The sequence below is a fragment of the Streptococcus sp. HMSC072G04 genome (genome assembly GCF_001813295.1).
GTDB lineage: Bacteria > Bacillota > Bacilli > Lactobacillales > Streptococcaceae > Streptococcus.
Genome location: NZ_KV812035.1, coordinates 118,723 through 129,711 on the forward strand (window position 1 = coordinate 118,723; position 10,989 = coordinate 129,711).

Consider the following 10,989-nt stretch of genomic DNA (forward strand, 5'->3'; position numbering starts at 1 on the left):
TGGGAAGAATTTCTCAGCTTTTTTTCTATATTCTCAGATACTCTAGTTACCTATACTCACTAATCACCGTTTTTCCATTCACAATCATTCTCATGGTCATCAACCAGGCCTGCTGCTTGTAGGAAGGATAAAACTGCGACTGATCCGGTGAACTTAAAACCACGTTTTTTAAGATCCTTGGCTAGCTTCTCAGAAAGAGCTGTCTTCGCTGGAACCTGCCGGTAATCTGGAACATCATTGACGATGGTTTTCCCATCTACAAAAGACCAAAGATAAGCATCAAACGATCCAAATTCCTCCTGGACTTGTAGAAAGGCTTGAGCATTCGCCCGTGTCGCAAAAATCTTTGCACGATTGCGGATGATGGCTGGATTGTCTAACAAAGTTTCCAGTTCAGAGTCGGTCATCTCTGCGACGCGTTGAAGGTGGTAACCATGAAAAGATTCTCGGAAAGCCTGCCGTTTATTGAGCACTGTTTCCCAAGATAGACCGGCCTGATAAGTCTCCATACAGAGCAACTCAAAAAGCGCTTGGTCCTCATGTAGGGGCTGTCCCCATTCTTCATCGTGGTAGGCTACATAGAGCGGGTTATTCATTTTAACCCAGCCACAACGTTTTGGCATCTTCTTCTCCTATTTCACCAACATCTTAAGGGCAGACTTGATATAGTTTTCAGCAGTATCAGAAGTTCCTTCAAAGAATTTCTTGATTTTCTTGAGTTCCGTTGCCTTGTAGCCCAATGCCAACATGGCTTCCATGGCTTCTTCAAGGGCTTGGTTTTCTTCTACAACTTTGGCTTTGGACTGAGCCGGTGCATCTTCTAGATCAAGATTGATCTTACCTTCTAGGTCCAAAACCATCTGTTGGGCTGTTTTCTTGCCGATCTTCGGAAACTTGGTCAAGTAAGTGATGTTCTTGCTTTCGATGGCTTGGACAAGGCCTGCATTGTCATCTGCAGCAATGATAGCCAGAGCTGAGACAGGTCCAATCCCAGAGACTGAGATCAAGTTTAAAAAGAGCTGTTTCTCTTCTTCGGTCGCAAAGCCATAAAGAAGGTGAGCGTCTTCCCGAACCACTTGGTGCAGATAGACGTGCACCTCTTGATTCATTTTACCAGAGTAGGCATAGGGATTGGCCACATGCAAGAGATAGCCGATCCCAGCTGTCTCCACCACGATGTATTTGGCGGTGATTTTTGTTAAAATTCCTTTAATGTATTCGTACATAATCTTCCTTTATTGTTTGATTAATATTTGCCCAATTCCCGTAAACTGGTGTGATTTTCCTGAATGCGTCGGAACATCTTTTCCATATCTGACTTGGTAAAGTTAACCAAAACCGGACGGCCATGAGGGCAGTTATAAGGGTTGTCACATTGGGACAGTTGATAGATCAGATCGCGTGCGGAGTAATCATCCAGCGTGTGGTTGGCCTTGATGGAGCGTTTGCAGGACATCATGATGGCCAACTCCGCCCGGTATTTCTTGATAGACACTTCCTTGGTCAAAAGGAGCATATCACACATTTCATAGATACCCGACTCGATCTCTTCTTCCTTCATCCAGATCGGATGCTCCCGCAAGATCAACTGGTTGGCTCCGTACTCTTCTAAGTAGACGCCCACTTCCTCTAAGAGGTGCTTGCGCTGTTGCAGGCGGATCAGATCGTCTGTAGGGAACTCAAAGATATAAGGCACTAGCAGTTGTTGCTGACTACCGTCTACATCCCCGATGCTCTCCCGGTATTCTTCGTATTTGACCCGCTCTTGGGCCGCGTGCTGGTCAATGATATAAAGGCCCCCATTGCCTTGGGCAAAGAGATAGGTTCCATGCATCTGACCAAAATATTCCAACTCTGGGAAGGTCGAATGTTCTTCCCCATCCAACTTATCATAGGCCTTGTCTAGACTAGCCAGATCCAACTCTGGGTGATCCAGTTCATCATAAACCACAGTCTTTCTTTCCGCAAACTTGATCGCGCTTGTTGGTTTTTCTACGGTGTTTTCTTGGTTTGTAGAATCAGCAGTTAGCTCATCTGCTAGAGGCCGTTGAGGATCTGCCACTTCTTGTCGAAGTTTGAAATCTTGACTTTCTCGGTCATAATAGAGGCGGTTTTCTTTTAAAGGCAGGGTCGTCTGTACTGGCTTTTCTGTTCGACGAATAGTCGACTTGGCTAGATTTTCTAGAGCATCCGGAATCAGGTCCTGCTCTTTCAAAGCGTTCGCAATAGCCTGGGAGATCAAGGCCATTAGTTCTCGTTCTTTGGAGATGCGAACCTCTTGCTTAGTGGGGTGAACATTGACATCCGCTAAGTAAGGGTCGATCTGGATATTAATGATCGCGAGCGGGAAGCGGCCCACCATGAGTTTACTGCCGTAGCCGTCTAAAATAGCTCGATTGAGCAAGAAATTCTTGATATAACGGCCGTTGATAAAGAGACTGATGTAATTACGATTGGCACGAGTCAATTCAGGCAAAGACACAAAGCCCGTCACTTCAAAATCCAGGTCGCGATTTTCAATGGCCACCATCTTCTTGGCAGACGCGAGGCCATAGACACCCGCAATCGCTTGCCGGAGATTACCCGTCCCCGCTGTTTTGGTCATTTCTTTTCCATCATTGATCAAGGTAAAGGCAATCTCAGGATGGGCCAAGCTCAAGCGATTGAGAATATCCACGATATGGGATAGTTCTGCCTGCTGGCTCTTTAAATACTTGAGACGGGCAGGTGTATTAAAAAAGAGATCTTCCACTGTGATCTTGGTCCCGACAGGGCTTGTCGCTGGCTCCAATTCCTCAATTTCGCCACCCTTTGCGACCAATTTGGTCCCGTGGGCAGCTCCTTCTTGCGCCGTTAGAAGGGTTAGAATACTGACAGAAGCAATGGAAGGCATGGCCTCACCACGAAAACCAAGTGTTCGAATACGAAAAAGATCCGCTTGACTCTTGATCTTACTGGTCGCATGTCGACGGAGGGCCAAAGCGACCTCATCATGCGCAATTCCTTCCCCATTATCTGTAATCCGAATCGACTTCAATCCTGCTTCTTCGATTTCAACAACGATCTGGCTAGCTCCAGCATCGATCGAGTTTTCAACCAATTCCTTGACCACGCTAGCAGGTCGTTCAATCACTTCACCTGCCGCAATCTGATTGGCTAGGACTTCTGGCAATTCAATAATCTGTGACATGTCTGCTCCTTTACCTATTTTTTCACCGATACATGTAGCTCTATTATACCACAGATCCACAAGACTCCCTTTCTTAAAAAACGTAGGCTTGTCCCCATCTTCTTCCTTAAAAACCGCATAGGCAAAGAAAACGACCACATAGACAAATTTCCTTGTCTTCCCTTTGGAAAAAGTGTTTAATAGTAGTGTAAAGAAGGAGCCGGGCTAGCAGGCCAACCGACTTTACCCAAAGGAGGGAGAAACGATCTTATGAAAGTTGAAGTACACATTGATTCCCACTTCCAAGAAGAAGCGGTGATGATCACAGCACCTGCACTGTCTGCGCGTGTAGAGAAAATCCGAGACTTTGTGGAAGAATTGGATCAAAAAGGGCGCTTACGTGCCAAGAAGGATGGGGAAGCTTACCTGATCGAAAGCCAGCTATTCCAACGTTTTTACATTGAAAATAGGCAAGTAATTGGTGAGACCATGACAGATCAATTTATTCTGACTGGGCCTCTCTATCAGTTATCTGAAGACTTACCGACCTGCTTTCTCAAAATTTCCCAATCTGAAATTATCAACACAAAAGAAATCGATCACCTGCACTTTACCAGTGGAGGATCGGTGCAAATCTATCTTAAAAACGGGAGTCTGACTTACTCCTCCCGTCGTTACTTAAAAGCCATTAAGGAGAAATTATCATGCTAAAACAATCTTTTTCTGACGCCCTGAAAGGTATTCTCATCGGGCTCATCCTATCCATCTTCTTTTCCTACCTCTTCTCACCTGAGTTGTACCTTCCCTTAAGTCCCAACTCTGCAGTCGGCCGCTGGATGTTCTTGCATCATGTTCACGGCTCACTGGTCATGCTTTATTGCGCCCTCGTTTGGGGTGCGATTGGGGTCCTCTTTAGCTTCGGGAGTCTCCTCTTTCAAAAAGACTGGAGCCTCTTACGGGCTACTCTGAGCCATTACTTACTCATGTTGCTTGGCTTTATTCCCCTAGCTACGTTAGCTGGCTGGTTTCCAGCACGACTTGGCTTTTACCTCTTACTCGTTGTCGAATTCACCCTCGTTTACGTGATCATCTGGTTGGTCTCCCATCATTTTTATAAAAAACAAGTCCAAAAAATCAACCAAAGCATTGCTAACCACTAAAAGAAGATCCTCGCTATCACGAGGATCTTCTTTTATATTTTCTTTTTCAATTCGGCGACTGCCATCATGACTTCCATGGGAGTCATGTTGTAGAGATCCAGATTCTTCAATTCTGTGATCACTGTACTTTCTGTCTCTTCCTCAAAGAGGGACATTTGTTCAGCAACCTGCGAAGATACTTCCTTTTTAGGAGTTGCATCCGCAAGCGGTACTTGCTGGGCTTGTCCTTCTAGCTTGGTCAAAATCGCATCCGCCCGCTTCAATAATTCTTCTGGCAAACCAGCGATCTTGGCCACGTGAATCCCATAGGACTTATCTGCTGGGCCGGGTTCAATCTTGTGCAAGAAGGTAACCTGTCCATCTCGCTCCAAGGTCGCAACATGAACATTTTCCAAACGGGACAAGGTCTCTGAGAGAGCCGTCAACTCATGGTAATGGGTCGCAAACAAGGTTTTGGCACCGGTTCGATCGTGAATGTATTCGATGATGGATTGGGCGAGGGCCATCCCATCATAGGTCGCTGTTCCCCGTCCCAACTCATCAAACAAAATCAAGGACTGAGGCGTTGCCTTGCGAATGGCGTGATTGGCTTCCATCATTTCCACCATAAAGGTAGACTGACCCGATACCAGGTCATCAGCAGCTCCGATTCGGGTATAAATCGCATCAAAGATTGGCAACTCGGCCTTTTGCGCTGGAACATAGGAGCCAATCTGGGCAAGAATCACAATGATCGCCAATTGACGCATATAGGTAGACTTCCCGCTCATATTTGGCCCAGTAATCAGCTGAATATCCCGTTCTTCATCCATAAAGATGCTATTAGGAATATAGGACTGGGCTCCCATCACTTTCTCAACAACCGGATGGCGACCTTTGTCGATCGCGATTCGTCGTTCTTCATGAAAGAGGGGACGATTCAACTGTTGTGACTCAGCGACACTGGCTAGACTTTGTAAAACATCAACTGTCGCAATCGCCTGAGCTAATTGTTGCAGACGTTGGATATACTTGCCAACTTCTTCACGAACCCGCATAAAAATCGTATATTCCAGATTAGCAGACTTCTCACGCGCCTCTAGCATATCTCCTTCGATGCGAGCTAATTCCTCCGTACCAAAGCGTTCTGAATTTTTCAAGGTCGCCTTGCGGAAAAAGTGAGCAGGAACGTGACTCAATTGAGAATTGGTGACATGGAAATAGTAGCCATCCTTCTTGTTGTAATCGATCTTTAGACCTGTAATGCCGCTGGCTTCGCGCTCCTTGGCCTCAATCTCAGCAATCCAACCAGTACCATCCCGAAGAACGACACGGTATTGATCCAATTGCTCGTCAAACCCAGTTCGGATGATATTTCCCTCTGTAATAACAGCAGATGCTTCCGGAGCAATAGCTGAGGTAATCAAGCGGTGCAACTCAGGAAGTTCATCCAAGCGTGCAATCAAGACATCTAAGACTGGATCACCAATCCCCAGTAGAATCGACTTGATCGTCGGCACATGACCCAGAGTATCTCCTAGCTGCAAGAGATCCTTAGGATTGATCTTACCAAAGGAAACCCGACTCGCTAAGCGTTCAATGTCATAGACCCCTTTAAGGCTGTCGGTCAAATCGCTCCGTTCAAAGAAATGATCCATAAAGACCTGAATGATGTCCTGGCGCTCTCGTATCCGTTTCAAATCGACCAAGGGTTTCTGAATCCAGGACCGCAACAAACGACCTCCCATGGCCGTCTTGGTTTCATCTAAATACCAATACAAGCTACCATGTTTCTTCCCAGTTCGCGCATTCTCTGTCAAATCAAGACTAGCCTTGGTCGCAAAGTCCATCTGCAAGAATTCGCAAATCTCATAATGATGGGCTTTTTTGAGGTGGCTCAATTCCCGCATTTGTGTCTGGTGGACATACTGGAGAAGTTTTCCAGCCGTTTTCTTTTCTAGCTCACTCAACTGATCCCCTAAGAGTTGAACATCGTCGAGCGCCGTCTCTACATGTGACAACAAGAGATTCATCTGGCTAACAAACACACGCTCTTCCTGTTCTGGCAACTCATAACCCAGGACCACCTCACGCGCACGTAAATTGCGGATTTCTCCACAAACCATGCTAAAGTCATTGAGGGTCGTCACTTGAAATTCCCCAGTCACCAGATCCATATAGGCTAGCCCAAAATCATTTCCTGAACGATCCAAAGCAACCAGGAAGTTGTTCTCACTATCTGGCTTGGTCGAATCCACCACTGTACCCGGCGTAATCACCTGTACAACTTCCCGCTTAACGACCCCCTTGGCTTCTTTGGGGTCTTCCATTTGTTCTGCAATCGCGACCTTATACCCCTGTTCAATGAGAACATCAATATACTGCTGAGCCGAGTGGTAGGGAACACCTGCCATGGGGATCGGATTCTCTGCATTTTTATTCCGTGAGGTTAAGGAAATCTCTAAAATTTGAGCTGCATTCACTGCATCTTCATAAAATAATTCGTAAAAATCTCCCATTCGAAACAGCAAAAAGGCATCCGGATAGTCTTTTTTGATATCTAGATACTGCTGCATTCCAGGGGATATTTTCTCTACTGCCATACTTCTTTATTCCTTACTGTTGCATCATTTTCTGACACAAGCTCCATAGATGAAAACAGGAGTAGATAGCTCACTATCTTCCTCCTTTTGACATCTTAACGGGGTATTTTCTTTCTTTTCAAGGGGCTTGATTACTGCATCATCCCTAAAATTTCATTTTGAATTTCAATGGCTGCCTCTTGGTCTCGACAAACAATCAAGAGGGTATTGGCCCCTGCTACTGTTCCCAAAATACGCTCATCTGACATTTCATCTACACCATTGGCCAAGAGAGCTGCTTCTCCCAGCTCTGTCCGCAAAACCAAGGTGAATTCTGCTCGTGAGACTGACTTGGCATGGCTAGACAACATAATATAAATCTCTGCCACTTCAGGCTCATTGGGCAAAATATAATACAACTGGTCTTTTCGTTTCACCTTGACTAGACCCAGATCGCGCAAATCTCGTGACAGAGTTGTTTGCGTTACAGCAATGCCTTTTGCTTCTAATCGATCCTGAATCTCTTTTTGAGTCGACAATTTTTCATTTCGAATCATTTGTTGAATCAAAAGGTGACGTTCTGTCTTTTTCATTGGACCTCCACTTTTGAATAAATATACTTTAAATTATACCAAAAAAATTGAAAATTCGCTCAGAATTGTGTTAAAATAATAGTTAAAAGGACTAAGGAGCTAATATGAACAATAAAGAACTCATTGCTAGTGAATTGGCCAAAGTGATTGACTCTCTTGACCAAGATGCTATTTTAAACTTGCTTGAACAACCAAAATCATCTGATCTTGGTGATATTGCTTTTCCAGCCTTCTCACTTGCAAAAGTGGAACGCAAGGCTCCTCAAGCAATCGCTGCAGATATCGCTGAAAAGATCGACCAAAGTGCCTTCGAAAAAGTCGTTGCAACTGGACCTTACGTGAACTTCTTCTTAGACAAATCTAAAATCTCTGATCAGGTAATCAAATCCGTCATCGAAGCAGGTGCAGACTACGGCCAACAAGACGAAGGTAAAGGTCAAAATATCACCATCGACCTTTCAAGCCCAAACATCGCAAAACCATTCTCAGTTGGTCACTTGCGCTCAACCGTTATCGGGGATGCTCTTTCAAACATCTTCCGCAAAATGGGCTACAACACGATTAAAATCAACCACTTGGGTGACTGGGGTAAACAGTTCGGTCTCTTGATGGTGGCCTACAAAAAATGGGGTAGCAAGGAAGCTGTCGAAGCCAATCCAATCGATGAATTGCTAAAACTTTACGTTCGAATCAATGCTGAAATCGAAAACGATCCTGAGCTTGATGAAGAAGGACGTAAATGGTTCAAAAAATTGGAAGATGGGGATCCAGAAGCAACTGAATTGTGGCAATGGTTCCGTGACGAAAGCTTGGTGGAATTCAACCGTATCTACAAACTCCTCGGTGTTGAGTTTGACAGCTTAAACGGAGAAGCTTTCTACAACGACAAGATGGATGAAGGGGTTCAAATCCTTGAAGACAAAGGCTTGTTGAAAGAATCTAAAGGGGCTAACATCGTTGAGCTCGATGATGTCAACCTTCCACCAGCTATGATTAAGAAATCAGACGGTGCCACTCTTTACATCACTCGTGATATCGCAACCGCTATCTACCGTGCACGGACTTACAACTTTGTGAAAAACATCTATGCTGTAGGTCAAGAACAATCCAACCACTTCCGTCAGTTGAAAGCTGTACTGAAGAAAATGGGATTTGACTGGAGCGACGATATGGTTCACGTTGACTTTGGTTTGGTGACAAAAAACCGCCAAAAATTGTCAACTCGTAAAGGAAATATCATCCTTCTCGAACCAACTCTTCAAGAAGCCATCTCTCGTGCCAAAGCGCAGATCGAAGAAAAGAACCCTGAATTGGAAAACAAGGAAGAAGTGGCACATGCAGTCGGTGTTGGTGCGGTTAAATTCTACGACTTGAAGACAGACCGCCGCAATGGGTATGACTTCGACCTAGAAGCCATGGTATCCTTTGAAGGAGAAACTGGACCTTACGTTCAATACGCTTACGCTCGTATCCAATCTATCCTTCGCAAAGCCAACTTCACACCATCTACAGATGCGACATACAGCTTGAGCGATCCTGAAAGCTGGGAAATCATCAAGCTTCTCCAAGACTTCTCTCGTGTCGTGAAACGTGCTGCTGAAAACTATGATCCATCCTTGATCGCAAAATATGCTATCAACTTGGCTCAAGCCTTCAACAAATACTATGCACACACTCGTATCTTGGATGAAAGCCCAGAACGCGAAAGCCGTCTTGCTCTTAGCTATTCAACTGCAGTAGTCTTAAAAGAAGCCCTTCGCTTACTTGGTGTCGATGCACCTGAGAAAATGTAATTTCTTATCTAATGATTGATAAGTAGAACATCTCTTATGGGAGTGAGAGGAGAAACTAAATGCGATTCAATTTAGTTCATTCTCACTCCTTTTCTCATGCCCAATGCCCTTCATTCTCTACATTTTCAGATCCTTTATATACAGGAGAAATCTATGAATCAAACCGTTTACATCTTAATCCTCATCAGTTTAGTGGTCCTCTTTTTATTTAACAAGTACGAAAGAGAAAAACTACAACGGCTCTTACAAGAGCAACTCTTGAAAGATCAAGCTTTCAAAGATAGCATCAAGGAAAAAATCCAAGAGACCGACAATATCAACGATGTCATCCATGTCATCAATAAAGACTATCGATTGGGGCTTCTACTTGCTAAAGAAATCACAGAAAAATTAAAATAAAGCGTAAAAGAGAGAGTGGGACAGAAATCGGTAATTCGTTAGAATTCGATTTCGTCGTCCCACCTCCGCACAGTTGAGTAGGGCTGTAAAAGCTGATGAAATCAGCGTAGTAGAGCCCACTCAACCACTGCGTCTTGCTCGACAATCCAAAAATAATTAAGAGGCTAGGACTTTTGTCCCAGCCTCTCTTTATTTTAAAGATGATACAAATCTTCTACAATCGCAGCTACTTTTTTAATATCTCCCAACATCCCCCGCATTTCAAAATCGGCTAACATAGGGAAACCAAAGCGTTGGCTGTATTGCTTAGCGGTTAAACAATATTGATTGTTAAAATTCCGATTGCCTGACCCAACCACTCCTAAACACTTGCTAGCGTTGTCTCCATAAGCAATAAAATCCGCAACATCTGTCGTCAAAATTTCCACATCGCCATTGTCAACACCATTTCCACCCTCCAAATAGGTAGGCAAAAAAGTGATAAAAGGATTGGTCATTTCAAAGAAGGGCTGGCCCTCTTTGACCAGGTCTTTCACATGCACTTTCTCGATTTCAAGTCCGGGATGGGCTTCCAGCAAATAGTCACTTAAGCGGCGGACAAAACTCTCTGTATTCCCACTCAGACTAATATAAACAAAGGATACTTTCATCTTTTTTCTCCAATCAAGAAGCTCTCTTATCCTCTAAGAGAGCTCCATTCAAACTTATCTATTATGCCGTAGCTTGAGCTTTTCTCAAACGCAAGGTTTTATACAAAACAATTCCAAGGAAGAGAAGAGATAAAGCAGTCAAGAGTAACAAAGCAATGGACGAAGATGCCAGATATCGTTGGCGAAGGGACGGGGTTGAAAAACTAGCTAATAGTGGACGCCCTGCAAAATAATTATAGCAAGAGAAGGCTTGACTTAACAAAATCTGCCCCATATAAGTATAATGTGCTGTTAACAGATCCTGCTTCATAAAGAGAAAATAGAAAGTTGCCAGTAAAGCAATCAGAATCAGGGAAACAAATAAAAAGGTTAATGGAGACTGATTGAGTTGGGCTGATTTCTCATAATATGTCACATAGTCAGCCTTGTCTTGAGCCGTTGTTAAACCAAGTTGTTTCGCAAAATCATCTGTCAACTCAAAACTCTTTGAAGCTCCAAAGGTTGAGACAGCTGATGTTAGGGTTCCAACCGTAGAGAAAAATAACAGGATATAAAGATAGATAGGTTTCTTTTTCATACAAACTCCTTTTCATTTCTTACACCCTATTATATCGCGATACAGATAGAAAGGCAAGCGCCTCAAAACCGTGGAAGCACTTGCCTG

At 44.2% G+C, this 10,989-nt stretch carries 11 protein-coding genes; 4 read left to right on the forward strand and 7 right to left on the reverse strand.

Annotated elements, in window-relative coordinates; all coding sequences use genetic code 11:
• Positions 1-59 precede the first annotated feature (59 nt).
• Genes HMPREF2904_RS07820 through mutL form a run of 3 tightly spaced genes read right to left on the reverse strand, consistent with a single transcriptional unit; the run spans position 60 to position 3,190 of the window.
• Positions 60-623, reverse strand: a complete 564-nt coding sequence (locus tag HMPREF2904_RS07820) for a DNA-3-methyladenine glycosylase I (protein ID WP_070661623.1) — start codon at positions 621-623, stop codon at positions 60-62.
• A 9-nt stretch (positions 624-632) separates the two neighbouring features.
• Positions 633-1,226: a Holliday junction branch migration protein RuvA gene (gene ruvA / locus HMPREF2904_RS07825; protein ID WP_070661626.1), complete on the reverse strand. Its 594-nt coding sequence runs from the start codon at positions 1,224-1,226 to the stop codon at positions 633-635.
• Between the two features lie 20 nt (positions 1,227-1,246).
• A complete protein-coding gene (mutL, locus tag HMPREF2904_RS07830; protein ID WP_070661713.1) occupies positions 1,247-3,190 on the reverse strand; it encodes a DNA mismatch repair endonuclease MutL in 1,944 nt (647 codons plus the stop codon).
• Between the two features lie 249 nt (positions 3,191-3,439).
• Here mutL and HMPREF2904_RS07835 point away from each other — a divergent pair, with 249 nt between their 5' ends.
• Entirely contained in the window at positions 3,440-3,880 is a 441-nt protein-coding gene (locus HMPREF2904_RS07835; RefSeq protein ID WP_049503862.1) for a LytTR family DNA-binding domain-containing protein, read from the forward strand.
• Complete coding sequence (locus HMPREF2904_RS07840) at positions 3,874-4,329, forward strand: DUF3021 domain-containing protein (RefSeq protein ID WP_070661629.1); 456 nt, start codon at positions 3,874-3,876, stop codon at positions 4,327-4,329. The genes HMPREF2904_RS07835 and HMPREF2904_RS07840 overlap by 7 nt, the downstream gene beginning before the upstream one ends.
• A 32-nt stretch (positions 4,330-4,361) precedes the next feature.
• Here the strand turns inward: HMPREF2904_RS07840 and mutS are convergent, their stop codons facing one another.
• Positions 4,362-6,911 (reverse strand): DNA mismatch repair protein MutS, encoded by a 2,550-nt coding sequence (gene mutS / locus HMPREF2904_RS07845; protein WP_070661633.1) that lies wholly within the window; start codon positions 6,909-6,911, stop codon positions 4,362-4,364.
• 131 nt (positions 6,912-7,042) lie between these two features.
• Positions 7,043-7,483 (reverse strand): arginine repressor, encoded by a 441-nt coding sequence (gene argR, locus HMPREF2904_RS07850; RefSeq protein WP_023919910.1) that lies wholly within the window; start codon positions 7,481-7,483, stop codon positions 7,043-7,045.
• Between the two features lie 104 nt (positions 7,484-7,587).
• Between argR and argS the strand changes: the two genes are divergently transcribed.
• Both argS and HMPREF2904_RS07860 read left to right on the forward strand, forming a co-directional pair.
• A complete protein-coding gene (gene argS / locus HMPREF2904_RS07855) occupies positions 7,588-9,276 on the forward strand; it encodes an arginine--tRNA ligase (protein ID WP_070661636.1) in 1,689 nt (562 codons plus the stop codon).
• Between the two features lie 153 nt (positions 9,277-9,429).
• On the forward strand, positions 9,430-9,675 hold the full coding sequence (locus HMPREF2904_RS07860) for a MarR family transcriptional regulator (protein WP_070661639.1): 246 nt from the start codon (positions 9,430-9,432) through the stop codon (positions 9,673-9,675).
• A 194-nt stretch (positions 9,676-9,869) separates the two neighbouring features.
• Here the strand turns inward: HMPREF2904_RS07860 and nrdI are convergent, their stop codons facing one another.
• Entirely contained in the window at positions 9,870-10,325 is a 456-nt protein-coding gene (gene nrdI, locus HMPREF2904_RS07865; RefSeq protein ID WP_045760033.1) for a class Ib ribonucleoside-diphosphate reductase assembly flavoprotein NrdI, read from the reverse strand.
• Positions 10,326-10,386: 61 nt separating this feature from the next.
• Positions 10,387-10,902 (reverse strand): ABC transporter permease, encoded by a 516-nt coding sequence (locus tag HMPREF2904_RS07870; RefSeq protein ID WP_070587705.1) that lies wholly within the window; start codon positions 10,900-10,902, stop codon positions 10,387-10,389.
• Positions 10,903-10,989 lie beyond the last annotated feature (87 nt).

Coding starts and splice junctions, on each gene's coding strand:
- ruvA (WP_070661626.1), bottom strand. CDS start 1,226: ATGTACGAATACATTAAAGGAATTTTAACAAAAATCACCGCCAAATAC.
- argS (WP_070661636.1), top strand. CDS start 7,588: ATGAACAATAAAGAACTCATTGCTAGTGAATTGGCCAAAGTGATTGAC.
- nrdI (WP_045760033.1), bottom strand. CDS start 10,325: ATGAAAGTATCCTTTGTTTATATTAGTCTGAGTGGGAATACAGAGAGT.
- mutS (WP_070661633.1), bottom strand. CDS start 6,911: ATGGCAGTAGAGAAAATATCCCCTGGAATGCAGCAGTATCTAGATATC.
- mutL (WP_070661713.1), bottom strand. CDS start 3,190: ATGTCACAGATTATTGAATTGCCAGAAGTCCTAGCCAATCAGATTGCG.
- HMPREF2904_RS07870 (WP_070587705.1), bottom strand. CDS start 10,902: ATGAAAAAGAAACCTATCTATCTTTATATCCTGTTATTTTTCTCTACG.
- HMPREF2904_RS07835 (WP_049503862.1), top strand. CDS start 3,440: ATGAAAGTTGAAGTACACATTGATTCCCACTTCCAAGAAGAAGCGGTG.
- HMPREF2904_RS07860 (WP_070661639.1), top strand. CDS start 9,430: ATGAATCAAACCGTTTACATCTTAATCCTCATCAGTTTAGTGGTCCTC.
- argR (WP_023919910.1), bottom strand. CDS start 7,483: ATGAAAAAGACAGAACGTCACCTTTTGATTCAACAAATGATTCGAAAT.
- HMPREF2904_RS07840 (WP_070661629.1), top strand. CDS start 3,874: ATGCTAAAACAATCTTTTTCTGACGCCCTGAAAGGTATTCTCATCGGG.
- HMPREF2904_RS07820 (WP_070661623.1), bottom strand. CDS start 623: ATGCCAAAACGTTGTGGCTGGGTTAAAATGAATAACCCGCTCTATGTA.